Source organism: Mesorhizobium sp. WSM4814 (assembly GCF_055811595.1).
In genome coordinates this window covers 523,932-540,611 of the sequence record NZ_JBVVQT010000002.1, presented here as the reverse complement: position 1 = coordinate 540,611, position 16,680 = coordinate 523,932, and the positions used below count along the sequence as shown (strand labels likewise).

The window sequence follows — 16,680 nt, the reverse complement described above, 5'->3', positions numbered from 1 at the left end:
GCTGTCAGACGCCCAGCGACTTCAGCTTCCGGTGAAGCGCCGAGCGCTCCATGCCGATGAACTCGGCCGTTTTCGAGATGTTGCCGCCAAAACGGTTGATCTGGGCGATCAGATAGTCCTTCTCGAACTGTTCGCGCGCCTCACGCAACGGCAGCGCCATGATGTGCTGATCGGATTGGTTTGGCGTGCGCGGCATGACATCGCCGATCTCGGCAGGCAAGAGATCGGCGGTGATCGGTGCGTCGATATCGTCGCCGCGCGCCAGGATCATCAACCGCTCGACGTTGTTGCGCAACTGGCGAACGTTGCCTGGCCAGTTGTGCGCCTGCAGCACCGCCAGCGCGTCGTCGCCGATGCGCCGCGGCCGGATGCCGGCCTGGCGAGCGATCTGCTTCATAAAATTGTCGACAAGATAAGGGATGTCCTCGCGCCGCTCGGCCAATCCCGGCACCATGACCGGAACCACCGCCAGGCGGTGATAGAGATCCTCGCGGAAACGACCGTCGGCGATCATCGCCTCCAGGTTCTGCGAGGTCGACGAAATGATGCGGACATCGACCTTGACCCGTTTGGTGCCCCCTACCCGCTCGAACTGCTGTTCGACCAGCACGCGCAAGATCTTGTTTTGCGTTTCGCGCGGCATGTCGGCCACTTCGTCGATGTAAAGAATGCCGCGATGGGCTTCCTCAAGCGCGCCGACCTTACGTTCGACACCGTTGGATTCGGTGCCGAACAGCTCGACCTCCATGCGTTCGGGCGTGATGTTGGCGGCGCTCAGCGTGACAAACGGGGCGCCCTTGCGCGCCGACAGCGTGTGGATGGCGCGTGCCGCGAGTTCCTTACCCGAGCCGGAGGGGCCGATGATCATGACGCGGCTGTTGGTCGGCGCGACGCGCTCGATGGTCTGGCGCAACTGGCTCATCGCCGACGACATGCCGATCAGGTCGAAGGTTTCGCCGCTGCGCAGCTTGAGATCCGAAACCTCGCGTCTCAGCTTCGAGGTTTCAATGGCACGTTCGGCGATGAGGATCAGCCTGTCGGCCTTGAACGGTTTTTCGATGAAGTCATAGGCGCCGCGGCGGATGGCCGAGACCGCCGTCTCGATGTTACCGTGGCCCGAGATCATCACCACCGGCAGGCTCGGATGCATCGTCTTGATCTCGTCCAGCAACGCCAGTCCGTCCAGACGCGAGCCTTGCAGCCAGATGTCGAGGAAAATCAGCCTCGGCGCCCGGTCGGCGATCGCCGCCAGGGCGCTGTCGGCATCGAATGCCGTGCGGGTTTCGTGACCTTCGTCGCTCAGGATACCGGCGACAAGCTCGCGGATGTCTTCCTCGTCATCGACGATGAGAATGTCAGACGCCATTATCGACCTTTTCAGTTTCTCTTTCGGGTTCCGTCCTGCCTTCGCCGCGCGACGGCACGGTGGCGGCGAGCGGCAGGATGATGCTGATCATCGCGCCTCGCCCGTCGTGGAAATCGGCCGGCGCATCATGCAATTCGAGCCGGCCGCCATGGTCCTCCACTATCTTCTTGACGATAGCGAGGCCGAGGCCGGTGCCCTTCTCGCGTGTCGTCATGTAAGGCTCGAGCAATCGCTGGCGGTTCTCGCGCGGCAAGCCCTTGCCGTTGTCGATGACATCGATGCGAATCGTACCATTCTGGCGCCCGGCTTGAATCCGGATTATGCCGTGCGAGCGGTCCTTTTGATCAAGTCCGTCAATCGCCTCGGCTGCGTTCTTGATGACGTTGCCAAAGGCCTGCGCCATCAGGCGGCTGTCGAACGTGCCTTTGAGCGGTTCGTTGCCGAATACGCGCTCGAAGGTGATATCGGAGCGGCTCACCTCGACGAGGAACGAGGCTTCGCGCAACGATTCGCGCAAATCGAGGGCCTTCATTTCGGGCTTGGGCATGCGTGCGAAAGCCGAGAACTCGTCGACCATGCGGCCGATGTCCTCCACTTGCCTAATGATCGTATCGGTGCACTGATCGAAAACCTCGCGGTCTTCGGTGATGACCTTGCCGTAGCGGCGCTTGATGCGCTCGGCCGAAAGCTGGATCGGCGTCAGCGGGTTCTTGATCTCGTGGGCGATGCGCCGCGCCACATCCGCCCAGGCCGAGGAACGCTGCGCCTGGACCAGATCGGTGATGTCGTCCACCGTCACGACATAGGATTTCTCCTCCGAACCGTCGTCGCCGGCCTCGACCGTGATCTGCACGTTGAAGGTGCGCTCCGCACCGGCGCGATAGAAGGTCACCTGTTCGCGATGGACAGGCTTGCCCGACTTGCGGCCGATCTCGAAGACGCGGCCAACATGCGGCAGCATGGCGGAGAGATTTTGCCCGAGTGCGGCGGTGGCGGATATGGCCAGCATCGTTTCGGCCGACCGGTTGACGATGGTGACGATGCCATACGGATCGACGCCGATAACGCCGGCGGTGACACCGGCAAGCACGGCTTCCGAAAAACGCCGCCGCTCGTCGATCAAATCCTTGGCGGACAGAATCTCGTTACGCTGCGATTTCAGTTCCAGCAGCATCTTGTTGAAGGTGTCGCCGAGCGAGGCGACGTCGCCGTCGGAGGGCCGAACCGGCACGGCAACGTCGAGATTGCCGGTCGCGACCTCGTCGGCCGCGCCGATGAGCTGGCGGATCGGCCGCACCAGGCGGTCGGCCACGGCGATGCCGGTCCAGATGGCGGACAGGATGATGATCAGCGTCAGCGACAAATAGGGAAGTGCAAAGGCCACCTGCGAGGTGCGGCGACTGTCTTCGAGGCCGCGATATTCGTCGCTGTTGGACCTGACAATCTGCCGCGCCTTGATCACCTCGGGATCGACGAGCCGGATGGTGTAGAGATAGAGCCCTTCGATCTCGCGCAGTTTGACGATGGCGCCCATGATGTTGCGCGTCTTCGGCTCGATCAGCACCGGCCTGCCGTCAGCGGCACCGCTCATGGCGCCTTCCGGCGGCTCCGGCATGGCAAAATCGGCGTCGGTCTTGGCGCTCATGACGAACGAACCGTCGGACCTGATCAGTGCGGCATGGGCCAGCGAGCGTCCAACGGCTTCCTTGTTCATCAGATCGAGGAAGCCGGTTCGATCGAGGCCGTAGAGCGTGCGGGAGGCGTCGAGATCGTAAGCCATCGACAGGGTCGTTCCCTGGAGGTTGCGCGCGTTCTCCTGCACATAGGCATCGGCTATCGACAGCGACGAATTGACGATCGTCTTGGTGCGGATTTCGAACCAGCGATCAAGACCGATATCGAGCGTGATCGAGGCGATGATCGCCACCATGATGGCGGGAATCGCGGCGACCAGCGCGAACATCGCGACGATCCGCACATGCAGCCGCGACGCCGCCTTGCCGCGCCGGCGCGCCATCACGATACGATGTACTTCGCGGCCAACCAGCGCGATCAGGAACAGGATGAACGCCGCATTGACGGCGATTAGCGCCAGCGTTGTGCTCTCGTCCGGCGTGATCGGCGTGGCACCGACGAGGATGGCGAAGGAGATCGCCGCCGTAACCAGCGCACCGGCAATTGCCACCACGCCCGGCAGCGCAAGCAGCCGGCGCCCGTCACTTGTGCGGGGTTCGCTGAAAAGCGTTTCGCTCAGTCTCGATGCCCGTGGAGCCATGTCGCCGTCTAGAGCCAGTGATTGCGTCGGATGTATGCAACGCATTGTGGCGATTATGCAACAAGTGTGGCCTGGACGGAACTGTTTCGGCGCTCGATCCCCCGGAAAAGGCTTCGCTCTGTCACACCGGCCCGAAATTCGGGATCGATTTGTTGAAAGAAAACGGCGCTCTATGCTTGCCTGGTCGATTTGTAGACGTTGACGCCGAGTTCGCGAATCTTCTTGCGCAGCGTGTTGCGATTGAGCCCGAGGAGCTCCGCAGCCTTGATCTGGTTGCCGCGGGTTGCCGTCATCGAAGCAAGCACCAGCGGATATTCGACCTCGGAAAGGATACGCTGATAGAGGCCGGCGGGCGGCAAGTCGCCGGCGAACGAAGCAAAATAGCGCTGCAGGAAATGTTCCACCGCCTGGCCGATGGACAGGTCGTCGGGAATGAGGTTGCCGCCGCCGGGAACGACCGGCCTCTCGCCGGTCTTCAGTTCCGCCTCGATGACTTCGGCAGAAATCTCGTCCTGCGAATAGAGCGCGGCAAGTCTGCGGACAAGATTTTCGAGCTCGCGCACGTTGCCCGGCCACGGATAGCGCTTCATCAGCTCGATGCCGCCCGTGGAAATGCGCTTGGTCTGCAGGCCTTCGCTGGCGCCAAGCTTGAAGAAGTGCCGGACGAGATCCGGAACGTCCTCGGACCGCTCGCGCAGCGCCGGCAGCCTTAGCGGCACGACATTCAGGCGATAGAACAGATCCTCGCGGAAAAGCCCTTGATTGATCAGCGTGCGCAGATCCTTGTTGGTGGCGGCGACGATGCGCACGTCGGTCTTGATCGGCGTGCGGCCGCCGACGGTGGTGTATTCGCCCTGCTGCAGGACACGCAGCAGGCGGGTCTGCGCCTCCATCGGCATGTCGCCGATCTCGTCAAGGAAGAGCGTGCCGCCTTCGGCCTGCTCGAAACGGCCGGTGGAGCGGTTCTGCGCGCCGGTGAAGGCGCCCTTCTCGTGCCCGAACAGTTCCGATTCGATCAGGTCGCGCGGGATCGCAGCCATGTTGATCGCGACGAAGGGGCCGCCGCGGCGGCGGCCATACTCGTGCAGCGCGCGCGCGACCAGTTCCTTGCCGGTGCCCGATTCGCCTGAAATCATCACCGTCAGGTCGGTCTGCATCATGCGCGCCAGCATGCGGTAGATATCCTGCATGGCGGCCGAGCGGCCAACTAGCGGCATGGTTTCCGGCGGCTCGTCCGCCCGCGCATCGATCTTCGGCCGTCGGGGCTCGGAAAGCGCCCGGTTGACGATGTTGAGAAGCTCGGTCAGGTCGAACGGTTTCGGCAGATATTCGTAGGCGCCGGTTTCGGAGGCGCGAATCGCGGTCATGAACGTGTTCTGGGCGCTCATGACGATGACGGGCAGTTCCGGTCGCGCCTTCTTGATGCGCGGCAGCATGTCAAAGGCGTTTTCGTCGGGCATAACCACGTCGGTGATGACGAGATCGCCCTCGCCCGCCGCCACCCAGCGCCACAGCGTCGAGGCGTTGGACGTCACGCGCACCTCATGGCCGACGCGCGAAAGCGCCTGATTGAGGACGGTGCGGATGGCCGCATCGTCGTCGGCGACGAGAATATTGCCGCGAACCGTCATTTGCGGTCTCCTTCGCCATCGTCGTCAGTGCCGAACGGCGTTTCCTTCCAGGCTGGCATCAGGATGCGGAAGGTGGTTGCGCGCGGCGTCGAATCGCATTCGATGATGCCGCCATGCTCGCCGACGATTTTTGCGACCAGCGCCAGACCAAGCCCCGACCCGTTCGGCTTGGTGGTGATGAAGGGGTCGAACAGGATCGGCAGGATATCTTCGGAGACGCCAGAACCGTTGTCGCGCACGCAAAATTCCAGCGGCAGCGACACGCGGCCCTGCGATCCTGGAACGGAAACACGGATGCCCGGCCGGAACGCGGTCGACAGGGTGATCTCGCCTTGCGGATCGCCGCCAATGGCCTCGGCCGCATTCTTGACCAGGTTGAGGAACACCTGGATGAGCTGGTCGCGGTTGGCGAAAACCGGAGGCAATGATGGATCATAATCCTCCAATATCTTGATCCGCTTGGCAAAACCGTTCTTGGCAATCGCTTTCACATGGTCGAGCACGACATGGATGTTGACCGGATAGCGATCGACGGGCCGCTCGTCGGAAAACACCTCCATGCGATCGACCAGCGAGACGATGCGGTCGGTCTCGTCGGTGATCAGCCGGGTCAGCGCGCGATCCTCGTCGGAAGCCGACAATTCGAGCAGTTGGGCGGCGCCCCGGATGCCGGATAGCGGGTTCTTGATCTCGTGGGCAAGCATCGCGGCAAGGCCGGTCACCGAGCGTGCCGCACCGCGGTGCGTCATCTGCCGGTCGATCTTGTCGGCCATCGACCGTTCCTGGAACATCACCACGACGGAGCCCGGGAATTCCGACACCGGCGCGACATAGAGATCCACGACCTTCTCGATGCCGAGGCGCGGCGACGACACGTCGACCCGGTATTCGTTGACGGGTGCCCGGCGCTCGCGCACCTGGTCGACAAGCGTCAGCAACGGGCTGCCGAAGGGAATGAGCTTGGATAATGTGTTGCGGGCGAGCATGGTCGCGCTCGAGCGGAAGAAATCCTCGGCATCGGCGTTAGCGAAGGTGATGAATCCTTCCGCATCGAGCATGATCACCGGGCGGCGGATGGTGTTGAGCACGATGTGTGCGGCGTCCGCCATGTCCATGTTCTGTGCAACGGTGGCATTCATGCTGCGCTCCGCAGGTTCATCGCCTCGGCAGCGCTTGAAAACACCTCGCGCAACGCCGCAATGACGCGGACGGGCTCGAAGCAGGTAAGGATGGCCCTTCGCTGCTCATCAACGACGCCAGCGGCGTGGCGGTCGAGATACCAGCCAAGATGCTTGCGCGCCTGGCGCACGCCGCTTTCGATGCCGTAGAGCGACAGCATGTCCTGATAGTGGGCAACGACGTAGTCGGCCAGCGCTTGCGGGCTTTCCGGCACACCGGGCGTCATCTCTTTTGCCGCGGCTGCCGCGATGCTGCCTGCCGTCCAGGGCGCGCCGTAATGGGCGCGGCCGATCATCACCGCGTCGGCGCCCGACTGGTCGAGGATCATTGCTGCCTCCGCCGGCGAGCCGACATCGCCATTGGCAACGACCGGGATCGAAACGGCCTGCTTTATGCGTGCGATGGCGCGCCAGTTGGCCTTGCCCTGGTAGAACTGGCAGCGCGTGCGGCCATGCACCGTCACCATCTGAATCCCCGCCTGCTCGGCGCGGCGCGCCAGAACAGGCGCATTGAGCGCGCTTTCGTCCCAGCCGAGCCGCATCTTGACCGTGACCGGCACCTCGACGGCGCCGACCACCGCCTCGATCAGCGACAAAGCGTGATCGAGATCGCGCATCAGCGCCGAACCGGCATAGCCGCCCGTCACCTTCTTGGCTGGGCAGCCCATGTTGATGTCGATGATGTCGGCGCCCTCGCCCGCGGCTATACGGGCGCCCTCTGCCATATGCACCGCCTCACGGCCGGCAAGCTGGACCATGTGCACCGGCAGCCCGGAATGGCGGATGCGCAGGCCGCAACCGGCTCTGCCCCTGGCAAGTTCGCCGCTCGCCACCATCTCCGACACCACCAACCCGGCGCCATGCGCATAGGCACGCTGCCGGAACGGCTCATCTGTTATGCCCGACATGGGCGCGAGAAAAGCGCGATTGCGGATTCTCACACGACCCACATCCAGCGGAGATGCCAATTTGGTCAGGTCAAGCATGCACAAAAACCAAGCATTTTTAATAGCTGCACATTCACTAGCCAGAATGGCGGCAATGTGCAACGCGCAATGACGTCGCATTAAGGCGCATTTGGGAAAATGCTGGCACTAGCCAAAGTGCGGTGCGTGTTGGGGAGGCTATTGGCACTTTGCATCTGCGCATGATCTCTTCCGAAAAGCGATTCCACTTTTTGGGATGATGCGCTAAGCGTCTCGGCATGACAGACGCAAGCGAAAAGCAGGCTTTGGCTGCGGACGACAAGGTTGCCGTCGTTATCGTCGCCGCCGGCCGCGGCGCGCGCGCCGGTCAGGCCGACGGGCCGAAGCAATACCAAAGGATCGGCGGCCGTGCCGTCATCGCGCGCACATTGGACGTGTTTTTGGCGCATCCGGGAATCGGTCCTGTCGTCGTCGCCATTCATGCCGACGACAGCGGACTTTTTCGCAGCGCCGCCGGCGCCAACGCCGATCGGGTGGTCACGGTGACCGGTGGCGCGTCCAGGCAGGACTCCGTCCGGCTCGGATTGCTGGCGCTGAGAGGCCATGCGCCGCGCCGGGTTCTGGTCCATGATGCCGTCCGCCCGTTCGTCGACGCGGAATTGATAGACCGCACGATCGCCGCCATCGGCGAGCGCCAGGCAGCGCTGCCTGCCCTGCCCGTCGCCGATACGCTGAAACGCGAATCGGCCGCCGGCATGATCGGCGAGACGGTTTCCAGGAACGGGCTTCATGCCGCCCAGACGCCGCAGGGCTTCCCGTTCTGGCCGATCCTGGCCGCCCATGAAAAGGCCCATCATCTGGGCAAGGCGGACTTCACCGACGATGCCGCGATTGCCGAATGGGCGAATATTCCGGTGAAAATCGTCCCGGGCTCGCCGGACAATGTCAAACTCACCTGGGCAAGGGATATCTCGATGGCGGATCAGCGGCTTTCCGGCGAACGGCCGCGTTTTCCGGACATCCGCACCGGCAATGGCTACGACGTCCATGCCTTCGAGCCCGGCGACCATGTCGTCCTGTGCGGCGTCTCGATCCCGCACGACAAGAAACTGTCCGGCCATTCGGATGCCGATGTCGGCCTGCACGCCTTGACCGACGCGCTGCTCGCCACTTGCGGTGCGGGCGACATCGGCACGCATTTCCCGCCATCGGACCCGCAGTGGAAAGGCGTGGCCTCGCGGATCTTCGTCGAGCATGCGGCAGGATTGGTGCGCGCGCGCGGCGGGCGTATCGCCAACGCCGACATCACGCTGATCTGCGAGGCGCCGCGCGTCGGCCCGCATCGCGAAGCAATGACCGAAATCCTTTCGGCAATGCTGGCGATTTCCCGGGACCGCATCTCGATCAAGGCGACGACCAACGAAAAGCTCGGCTTTGTCGGACGCGAGGAAGGCATAGCCGCCATCGCCACCGCCAGCGTCGTGTTTCCAGGTGATGTCCCCGAATGAGCAACAGCGATCTCGCAGATGCCCTGCTTCAAGCCTGCCAACAGCGCGGCATCATGCTGGCGACGGCCGAGAGCTGCACCGGCGGCTTGATCATCGCCGCCTTGACCGACATCGCCGGCTCATCGACGGTGGTCGACCGGGGTTTCATCACCTATTCCAACGAGGCCAAGACGGAAATGCTCGGCGTTTCCGCCGCCACGCTCAAGGCGCACGGCGCGGTCTCACGGGAAACGGCGGTCGAGATGGCAGCCGGCGCCTTGGCCCATTCGCGCGCCGGGCTGACCCTTGCCGTCACCGGCATTGCCGGTCCGGGCGGCGGCTCGACGGAAAAGCCCGTCGGCCTGGTCTGGTTCGGTATCGCCTTGACCGGCCGGCCGGTCGTCAGCGAATGCCAGTTGTTTGACGACAAAGGCCGCAAGTTCATCCGCCGGGAGACCGTCAGACACGCGCTTGAACTGGGCTTGCGCGCGCTCGCCGCCGATCAGGCTGCCGGCGCTGCGCCATAGATGACGTCGGCGCGCTTCTCGAACGCCTCGGAAAACATGCGGAAGGCGCGATCGAACATCGCTCCCATCACCGCACCCAGAATACGACTCTTGAATTCGTAGTCGATGAAGAAGCAGACATTGCAGCCGCCGTCGGCCGGCTCGAAACGCCAGGCATTGCTCAGATATTTGAACGGACCGTCGATGTATTTGACGTCGATGGCCTTCTCGTCAGGCTTTAGCAGCACCTGCGTGGTGAAAGTCTCGCGGATCGCCTTGTAGCCAATGCTCATGTCGGCGACGAGGAGGGTGCGTCCGTCGCGTTCCTTGCGCGAGCGAACCGTCAGCGCCTCGCAAAGCGGCAGGAATTGCGGATAGGATTCGACATCGGCGACCAGAGCGAACATCTGTTCCGGCGTATGCGCAACGCGGCGATGGGCTTCGAATTGTGGCATGAAACCAGTGTGTTAGGCGGACTTCTTGAGAAACGCTTCCCGTGCCGCGCGCAGCTTGGCGAAATCGTCGCCGGCGTGATGCGACGAACGCGTCAACGGGCTCGATGCCACCAGCAGGAAGCCCTTGGTCTTGCCGATCGTCTCAAAAGACTTGAATTCCTCCGGCGTGACGAAACGGATCACCGGATGGTGCTTTTTCGATGGCTGCAGATACTGACCGATGGTCATGAAGTCGACATTGGCCGAACGCAGATCGTCCATCAATTGCAGGATCTCGTTCCGCTCCTCGCCAAGGCCAACCATGATGCCGGATTTGGTGAAGATCGAGGGATCGAGTTCCTTGACCCGCTGCAGCAGCCTGATCGAATGGAAATAGCGGGCGCCCGGCCGGACCGTCAGATAGTTCGACGGAACGGTCTCCAGATTGTGGTTGAACACATCTGGCTTGGCCGCCACCACGATCTCCAGCGCGCCGTCCTTGCGCAGGAAGTCGGGCGTCAGGATTTCGATCGTCGTCGAAGGCGTTGCCGCCCTGATGGCGCCGATGACCTCGGCAAAGTGCTGAGCGCCGCCATCGGCGAGATCGTCGCGGTCGACTGAGGTGATGACGACATGGGTTAGACACATTTGCTTGACGGCGTGGGCGATGCGCGCCGGTTCATCGGGATCGAGCGCGGTCGGAATGCCGGTGGCGACGTTGCAGAAGGCGCAGGCGCGCGTGCAGATCTCGCCCATGATCATGAAGGTGGCGTGCTTCTTCTCCCAGCACTCACCGATATTGGGACACCCGGCCTCTTCGCACACCGTCACCAGCCTGTGCGACTTCACGATGTCGCGCGTCTCGGCATAGCCTTTCGACATCGGCGCCTTGACGCGGATCCAGTCGGGCTTGCGCAGCACATCCTGGTCAGGCTTGTGCGCCTTTTCAGGATGCCGCAGGCGCGGCGCATTGGCGATCGTGTCGAGGACGGTGACCATCAGAAATCCAGTTCATTCGCGATCGCCTTCCGGCGTTCGCTTCACAAGTCATCTAGGACTTTTCGCGGCAAAGAAAAAGGCCGCGGCGACGCATGCCGCCACAGCCGTTTTCGCATGGCAAGAGTTCAACAACTAACGGCGCACCATGCGCCCTGCCAAGATCAGCAGGCAGGCGCCAACGAAACCGGTGATCAGATAGGCGATCCAGCCGGTGCCGAAGGCGCCGATGTTGAGCGCCTGCAGGATGGCATTCAGCACGATCGCGCCGACGATGCCCAGAACGATGTTCATCAAGATGCCCATGTTGCTTTTCATGAACATCTCGGCAAGCCAGCCTGCCAGTCCGCCGATGATGATGGCTGCGATCCAGCCCACGCCATTCACGTCCATATGCCCTCTCCTCTGGTGATAAATGCATGCGGAAACGAATTACCTTACGGTTGAGTTCCTTGGCTCTCACCTTTTGAGTCTCACGCGGTCAATTTATCACGCGTTCAGCGCGCGGCCATAAGCGTCGAGCACGCTTTCCTTCATCATCTCCGACAGCGTCGGGTGCGGGAAGATCGTGTGCATCAGTTCTTCCTCGGTGGTCTCCAGGTTCATCGCCACGACAAAGCCCTGGATCAGCTCGGTCACTTCGGCACCGACCATATGCGCGCCGAGCAACTGCCCGGTCTTCCTGTCGAAGATGGTTTTTACGAAACCCTGGTCCTCGCCGAGCGCGATGGCCTTGCCGTTGGCGGCGAACTGGAAGCGGCCAACGCGGATGTCCTTGCCTTCGGCCTTGGCTTTCGCTTCGGTCAACCCGACGGAAGCAACCTGCGGGTTGCAATAGGTGCAGCCCGGAATTTTCAGTTTGTCAGTGGCGTGCACGCCGGGGACGTTGGCGATCTTCTCCACGCAGACCACGCCTTCATGCTCGGCCTTGTGGGCGAGCATAGGCGGGCCGGCAACGTCGCCGATGGCATAGATGCCGGGCACATTGGTGTTGCCGTAGCCGTCGACGACGACGCAGCCGCGCTCGGTCTTCACGCCGAGCGCCTCGAGGCCGAGATTCTCGATATTGCCCTGCACGCCGACGGCCGAGATCATCCGGTCGGCGGTGATCTTCTCGACCTTGCCGTCCTTCATCTCGACATGCGCGGTTACCGAGTTCGCAGCTTTTTCGACCTTGGTGACCTTGGCATCGAGGATGATCTTCATGCCTTGCTTCTCGAACTGCTTTTGCGCGAATTTCGAGACCTCTGCGTCCTCGACCGGCATCACCGCCGGCAGCAACTCTACCACCGTCACCTCCGCGCCCATGGTGCGGTAGAATGAGGCGAATTCGATGCCGATTGCGCCCGAACCCATCACCAGCAGCGATTTCGGCATCTCCTTCGGCACCATCGCTTCGAAATAGGTCCAGATCAGCTTGCCGTCGGGCTCGATGCCGGGCAACGCCCGCGGCCTGGCCCCGGTCGCCAGGATGATGTGCTTGGCAGTGTATGTGCCCTCGCCCTTGACGCCCTTGGGCGCCGGCGGCTGTGGCTCCATCGGCTTCTTCGACGATTTCGACACGACAATCTCGCCCGGCCTGTCGCCGGAAGCCGCCTTGGACAGCTTGGCTTCGCCCCAGATGACATCGACCTTGTTCTTCTTCATCAGGAAGGCGACGCCGCCGTTCAGCCGCAGCGAGACCTTTCGCGAGCGGTCGACCACGGCAGCGGTATCGACGCTGACCTTGCCGTCGATCTTCAAGCCGTAGTCCTTCAAATGATCCGAATAGTGCATGATCTCGGCCGAACGCAGCAGCGCCTTGGTCGGGATGCAACCCCAGTTGAGGCAGATGCCGCCGAGATGCTCGCGCTCGACGATCGCTGTCTTGAACCCGAGTTGGGCGGAACGCACCGCCGTGACATAGCCGCCGGGACCGGAGCCGATGATGATGACGTCGTAGTTCTCAGCCACGGATTTCTCCCATGATTCTCTAGAGTTCCAGCATGACGCGCACGATTGGCGCCAATGCCTGCCCGATTTTGCGCGTGTTCTCTGCGTCGAGATGGACGCCGTCGAGTGGCGTGGTCTCGGCCACCGAGCCGGCATCGAAGAAGCCGCAGCCGACCTCGTCGGCAAGGACGGAATATTGTGGCGCCAGCCGCTTCGACGCTTCATCGCCGCCGGCGAACATTTCCTTGAATTCGGCGTTTTCCGTGCGGCTGACGGCGGGCGGCGCGACGATCAGGATTTGCGGCGACGGCCAATCGAACGGGTAGTCGTGACCGCGCACGATGTCGATCAGGCGCTGCATGCCTTGCCTGGCGGCGACCGGATTGCCGTGAATCCACGGCTTCATGTCGTTGGCGCCGAGCATGATGATGACCAGGTCGATCGGCGCATGCGTCATCAAGATCGTCGGCAGCACTCTTGCGCCGTTACGGTCGGCGCCGGCCAAATGGTCGTCGAAAGCCGTTGTGCGGCCGTTCAAGCCTTCGGCGATGACCTCGACGCTGGCTCCCAACGTCGCCTGCAGCACACTCGGCCAGCGGTCGTTGAGCGGGTGGCGATCCAGACTTGCCGCATCATAGCCCCAGGTCAGCGAATCGCCGTAGCAAAGGACTGTTTTCATGCGTTTGCCCCACTCCGGTCGAAATCTGCCTGCGCGCCCCTCACCCGCCAACCCACGAACAGCCAATGCACGACGATCGTTGCAACGCTGGAAAGGCTGAAGGCAAAAAGGCTGGTGAAGAGTTTTTCCGCACCGCCTTGTTTCCCTTCTAGACCAGCATGCCCATCGGGTTTTCGATCATGCGCTTGAAGGCGCCGAGCAGTTCGGCGCCGAGCGCGCCGTCGACGGCGCGGTGATCGGTCGACAGAGTGACTGACATGATTGTAGCGATGTTGATCTCACTGTTCTTGACCACCGCGCGCGCCTCGCCGGCGCCGACCGCCAGGATCGTCGCATGCGGCGGGTTGATGACGGCGGCAAAGTCCTTGATGCCGAACATGCCGAGATTGGACACCGCAGTGGTGCCGCCCTGGTATTCTTCCGGCTTCAGCTTGCGGCTGCGCGCGCGGCTGGCAAGATCCTTCATCTCGTTGGAGATGACCGACAGCGTCTTTTCGTCGGCACGCCGGATGATCGGCGTGATCAGCCCGCCGGGGATCGACACGGCGACACCGACGTCGGCATGCTTGTGCTTGACCATGGCGCTCTCGGTCCATGACGCATTGGCATCCGGCACCGCCATCAGCGCCATTGCCATCGCTTTGATGACCATGTCGTTGACCGACAGCTTGTAGGCCGGCGCCTCACCCTTGTCGGTCTTCTTCACCGGGGCGGCCGCATTGAGCTGCGTGCGCAGGGCCAGGAGCGCATCAAGCTCGCAGTCGAGCGTCAGGTAGAAATGCGGGATGGTGGTCGTGGCCTCGACCAGCCGGCGCGCAATGGTCTTGCGCATGTTGTCATGCGGGACAAGCTCGTAAGAGCCGTCGGCAAACAGTTTCAGCACCTGGTCGTCCGACATTGGCTTGGCTGCGGCCGCCGGAGCCGGAGCGCCGGCAGGTGCGGCTTTCGCGGCGGGTGCCGCCTTGGCGCCGCCGCTGGAAATCGCTGCGTCGACATCGGCCTTGACCACGCGGCCATGCGGGCCGGAGCCGGTCACCGCGGAGACATCGACACCGGCTTCCCGGGCGATGCGACGGGCCAGCGGCGAGGCGAAGGTGCGACCGTCCGACTGGCTGATCTCCCCCCTTGTGGGGGAGATGGCCGGCAGGCCAGAGGGGGGCGCTTCGTTCCTCGCCGCTGGCGGGACAGCGCCCCCCTCTGTCGACTTCGTCGACATCTCCCCCACGGGTGGGGAGATTGGCGCCTTATCCTGTTTTGCCTCGGCTTTTGCCGGAGCGGCAGCGCCGTCACCGCTCTTGGCGGCAGCCGCCGCATCTTCACCTTCGGCGGCGAGCACGGCGATCAGCGCGTTGACCTTGACGCCTTCGGTGCCGGCTGGAACCACCAGCTTGGCCACCGTGCCCTCATCGACAGCTTCGACTTCCATCGTCGCCTTGTCGGTCTCGATCTCGGCGATCACATCGCCCGGCGAAACCTTGTCGCCCTCCTTGACCAGCCACTTGGCAAGATTGCCCTCTTCCATCGTGGGCGACAGGGCCGGCATGGTGATGTTGATCGGCATTTTTCCTCCTCAGTTCCGCCCGGTTAGTGAACGGTGCTGGATATTGAACTGCTCCGACATTCTGCCTCGATAGCCTTCTTCCAATGCCTGAAGCGTCTCGATTTCAGGGATGTCATCTTGTTCCAGTCTCATCCTGGCTATGTGCATGCCGACATCAGCGAGCACCATGCCCCAGTTGTGAGCATTTGGTCCAAAGAGGTCTTGCATCGTGACGACCGCGTCCGAACCAATCCAGACGCGGAGTATTTCATCGAATTCGCTGTTCTCGACGACCACCGCGGGAACTTCTAGTTCGCGCGACATCTCGTTAACCCCGGTACGTCACGGCTTTCACCGCCTCGATGACTTCCGCGACATTGGGCAATGCCAGCTTTTCGAGGTTTGCCGCGTAGGGCATCGGCACGTCCTTGCCGGCAATGGTGATGACCGGCGCGTCGAGGAAATCGAAGGCGCGCTGCGACACCTGGCTGGCGATGTGGTCGCCGACCGAGCTCTGCGGGAATCCTTCCTCCACCACCACGAGACGATTGGTCTTCTTGACCGAGGCGATGATGGTGTCGAAATCGAGAGGGCGGATGGTCCTGAGGTCGATGATCTCGGCATCGATGCCCATGCCACGCAATTCGGCCTCTGCCTTCACCGTGTAGCTCATGCCGATGCCGAAAGAGACGATGGTGACATCCTTGCCCGACTTGTGGATGCGCGCCTTGCCGATCGGCAGCACGAAATCGTCGATCTTCGGCACATCGAAGGACTGGCCGTAGAGGATTTCGTTCTCGAGGAAGATGACCGGGTTCGGGTCGCGGATCGCGGCCTTCAGCAATCCCTTGGCGTCGGCGGCGGTGTAGGGCATCACCACTTTGAGGCCGGGAATGTGGCTGTACCAGGCGGCATAGCACTGCGAATGCTGGGCGGCGACGCGGGCGGCCGCGCCGTTTGGCCCGCGGAAGACGATGGGCGCGCCCATCTGGCCGCCGGACATGTAGAGCGTCTTGGCGGCGGAGTTGATGATATGGTCGATCGCCTGCATGGCGAAGTTGAAGGTCATGAACTCGACGATCGGCCTCAGGCCGGCCATCGCCGCGCCAACACCGACGCCGGCAAAACCGTGCTCGGTGATCGGTGTGTCGACGACGCGACGCGCCCCGAATTCCTGCAGCAGCCCTTGCGTGATCTTGTAAGCGCCCTGGTACTCGGCGACCTCCTCGCCCATCACGAAGACGTCTGCGTCACGGCGCATTTCCTCGGCCATCGCGTCACGCAGCGCTTCGCGCACCGTGGTCGAGACCATCTCCGTGCCGGCCGGGATGTCGGGATCGGCGGCGATTTCGGTTCTCGGCGCCGCGGCGACAGGTGCTGCGCCCTCGCTTTTGGCCGCAGCAGGCGCTGGCGCTGCAGTTTCCGCCTTGGCAGGTTCCTCGCCGATGCCTTCGCCTGCCTTGTCGACGTCTTCACCATCAACGGCGAGCACGGCGATCAGCGTGTTGACCTTGACACCTTCGGTGCCGGCAGGAACCACGATCTTGGCTAGCGTGCCTTCGTCGACGGCCTCGACTTCCATCGTCGCCTTATCGGTTTCGATCTCGGCGATGACATCACCAGCGACAACCTTATCGCCCTCTTTCTTCAACCATTTGGAAACATTGCCCTCTTCCATAGTCGGCGAGAGAGCGGGCATGAGAATTTCGATCGGCATGGCCTTGCCCTCT

At 62.7% G+C, this 16,680-nt stretch carries 15 protein-coding genes; 2 read left to right on the top strand and 13 right to left on the bottom strand.

Going from position 1 to position 16,680, the window contains the following annotated elements; genetic code table 11:
* Positions 1-4: 4 nt before the first annotated feature.
* From ntrX to dusB, 5 genes are all read right to left on the bottom strand, one after another.
* Positions 5-1,366 carry a nitrogen assimilation response regulator NtrX gene (gene ntrX, locus AC0L2V_RS05930; protein WP_027153990.1) on the bottom strand — a complete coding sequence of 454 codons (1,362 nt, stop codon included), beginning with the start codon at positions 1,364-1,366 and terminating at the stop codon, positions 5-7.
* Positions 1,356-3,641: a sensor histidine kinase NtrY-like gene (locus AC0L2V_RS05925; RefSeq protein WP_473519652.1), complete on the bottom strand. Its 2,286-nt coding sequence runs from the start codon at positions 3,639-3,641 to the stop codon at positions 1,356-1,358. Before AC0L2V_RS05925 ends, ntrX begins: the two co-directional genes overlap by 11 nt.
* 170 nt (positions 3,642-3,811) lie before the next feature.
* Complete coding sequence (gene ntrC / locus AC0L2V_RS05920; RefSeq protein ID WP_023799224.1) at positions 3,812-5,272, bottom strand: nitrogen regulation protein NR(I); 1,461 nt, start codon at positions 5,270-5,272, stop codon at positions 3,812-3,814.
* Positions 5,269-6,411: a two-component system sensor histidine kinase NtrB gene (locus AC0L2V_RS05915; RefSeq protein WP_287056874.1), complete on the bottom strand. Its 1,143-nt coding sequence runs from the start codon at positions 6,409-6,411 to the stop codon at positions 5,269-5,271. Before AC0L2V_RS05915 ends, ntrC begins: the two co-directional genes overlap by 4 nt.
* Complete coding sequence (gene dusB, locus AC0L2V_RS05910) at positions 6,408-7,436, bottom strand: tRNA dihydrouridine synthase DusB (protein WP_473519651.1); 1,029 nt, start codon at positions 7,434-7,436, stop codon at positions 6,408-6,410. The genes AC0L2V_RS05915 and dusB overlap by 4 nt, the downstream gene beginning before the upstream one ends.
* A 218-nt stretch (positions 7,437-7,654) precedes the next feature.
* Here dusB and AC0L2V_RS05905 point away from each other — a divergent pair, with 218 nt between their 5' ends.
* Both AC0L2V_RS05905 and AC0L2V_RS05900 read left to right on the top strand, forming a co-directional pair.
* Complete coding sequence (locus tag AC0L2V_RS05905) at positions 7,655-8,884, top strand: bifunctional 2-C-methyl-D-erythritol 4-phosphate cytidylyltransferase/2-C-methyl-D-erythritol 2,4-cyclodiphosphate synthase (protein WP_473507647.1); 1,230 nt, start codon at positions 7,655-7,657, stop codon at positions 8,882-8,884.
* Positions 8,881-9,390 carry a CinA family protein gene (locus AC0L2V_RS05900; protein WP_473507646.1) on the top strand — a complete coding sequence of 170 codons (510 nt, stop codon included), beginning with the start codon at positions 8,881-8,883 and terminating at the stop codon, positions 9,388-9,390. Before AC0L2V_RS05905 ends, AC0L2V_RS05900 begins: the two co-directional genes overlap by 4 nt.
* Here AC0L2V_RS05900 and AC0L2V_RS05895 read toward each other — a convergent pair.
* The 8 genes from AC0L2V_RS05895 to AC0L2V_RS05860 form a co-directional block, all read right to left on the bottom strand.
* Positions 9,366-9,824 (bottom strand): type II toxin-antitoxin system RatA family toxin, encoded by a 459-nt coding sequence (locus AC0L2V_RS05895; protein ID WP_023799229.1) that lies wholly within the window; start codon positions 9,822-9,824, stop codon positions 9,366-9,368. The genes AC0L2V_RS05900 and AC0L2V_RS05895 overlap by 25 nt on opposite strands.
* Positions 9,825-9,836: 12 nt before the next feature.
* Entirely contained in the window at positions 9,837-10,802 is a 966-nt protein-coding gene (gene lipA / locus AC0L2V_RS05890; RefSeq protein ID WP_473507645.1) for a lipoyl synthase, read from the bottom strand.
* Between the two features lie 132 nt (positions 10,803-10,934).
* Positions 10,935-11,192, bottom strand: a complete 258-nt coding sequence (locus AC0L2V_RS05885) for a GlsB/YeaQ/YmgE family stress response membrane protein (protein WP_023799232.1) — start codon at positions 11,190-11,192, stop codon at positions 10,935-10,937.
* A 96-nt stretch (positions 11,193-11,288) separates the two neighbouring features.
* The gene (lpdA, locus tag AC0L2V_RS05880; protein ID WP_473519650.1) at positions 11,289-12,752 is read right to left on the bottom strand and encodes a dihydrolipoyl dehydrogenase; all 1,464 of its coding nucleotides are present in this window, start codon (positions 12,750-12,752) and stop codon (positions 11,289-11,291) included.
* Between the two features lie 19 nt (positions 12,753-12,771).
* Positions 12,772-13,410: an SGNH/GDSL hydrolase family protein gene (locus tag AC0L2V_RS05875; RefSeq protein WP_473507643.1), complete on the bottom strand. Its 639-nt coding sequence runs from the start codon at positions 13,408-13,410 to the stop codon at positions 12,772-12,774.
* 148 nt (positions 13,411-13,558) lie between these two features.
* Positions 13,559-14,971 (bottom strand): pyruvate dehydrogenase complex dihydrolipoamide acetyltransferase, encoded by a 1,413-nt coding sequence (locus AC0L2V_RS05870; RefSeq protein WP_473507642.1) that lies wholly within the window; start codon positions 14,969-14,971, stop codon positions 13,559-13,561.
* A gap of 9 nt (positions 14,972-14,980) precedes the next feature.
* Positions 14,981-15,274, bottom strand: a complete 294-nt coding sequence (locus AC0L2V_RS05865) for a DUF5076 domain-containing protein (RefSeq protein ID WP_473507641.1) — start codon at positions 15,272-15,274, stop codon at positions 14,981-14,983.
* Positions 15,275-15,278: 4 nt separating this feature from the next.
* Complete coding sequence (locus tag AC0L2V_RS05860) at positions 15,279-16,667, bottom strand: pyruvate dehydrogenase complex E1 component subunit beta (protein WP_128169073.1); 1,389 nt, start codon at positions 16,665-16,667, stop codon at positions 15,279-15,281.
* Positions 16,668-16,680: the final 13 nt, after the last annotated feature.

What these genes read in the sequence shown, in the direction of transcription:
- AC0L2V_RS05870 (WP_473507642.1), bottom strand. Translation starts at nt 14,971, where the DNA reads ATGCCGATCAACATCACCATGCCGGCCCTGTCGCCCACGATGGAAGAG.
- AC0L2V_RS05875 (WP_473507643.1), bottom strand. Translation starts at nt 13,410, where the DNA reads ATGAAAACAGTCCTTTGCTACGGCGATTCGCTGACCTGGGGCTATGAT.
- lipA (WP_473507645.1), bottom strand. Translation starts at nt 10,802, where the DNA reads ATGGTCACCGTCCTCGACACGATCGCCAATGCGCCGCGCCTGCGGCAT.
- AC0L2V_RS05865 (WP_473507641.1), bottom strand. Translation starts at nt 15,274, where the DNA reads ATGTCGCGCGAACTAGAAGTTCCCGCGGTGGTCGTCGAGAACAGCGAA.
- AC0L2V_RS05925 (WP_473519652.1), bottom strand. Translation starts at nt 3,641, where the DNA reads ATGGCTCCACGGGCATCGAGACTGAGCGAAACGCTTTTCAGCGAACCC.
- AC0L2V_RS05915 (WP_287056874.1), bottom strand. Translation starts at nt 6,411, where the DNA reads ATGAATGCCACCGTTGCACAGAACATGGACATGGCGGACGCCGCACAC.
- ntrC (WP_023799224.1), bottom strand. Translation starts at nt 5,272, where the DNA reads ATGACGGTTCGCGGCAATATTCTCGTCGCCGACGACGATGCGGCCATC.
- ntrX (WP_027153990.1), bottom strand. Translation starts at nt 1,366, where the DNA reads ATGGCGTCTGACATTCTCATCGTCGATGACGAGGAAGACATCCGCGAG.
- AC0L2V_RS05905 (WP_473507647.1), top strand. Translation starts at nt 7,655, where the DNA reads ATGACAGACGCAAGCGAAAAGCAGGCTTTGGCTGCGGACGACAAGGTT.
- dusB (WP_473519651.1), bottom strand. Translation starts at nt 7,436, where the DNA reads ATGCTTGACCTGACCAAATTGGCATCTCCGCTGGATGTGGGTCGTGTG.
- AC0L2V_RS05885 (WP_023799232.1), bottom strand. Translation starts at nt 11,192, where the DNA reads ATGGACGTGAATGGCGTGGGCTGGATCGCAGCCATCATCATCGGCGGA.
- AC0L2V_RS05860 (WP_128169073.1), bottom strand. Translation starts at nt 16,667, where the DNA reads ATGCCGATCGAAATTCTCATGCCCGCTCTCTCGCCGACTATGGAAGAG.
- AC0L2V_RS05895 (WP_023799229.1), bottom strand. Translation starts at nt 9,824, where the DNA reads ATGCCACAATTCGAAGCCCATCGCCGCGTTGCGCATACGCCGGAACAG.
- AC0L2V_RS05900 (WP_473507646.1), top strand. Translation starts at nt 8,881, where the DNA reads ATGAGCAACAGCGATCTCGCAGATGCCCTGCTTCAAGCCTGCCAACAG.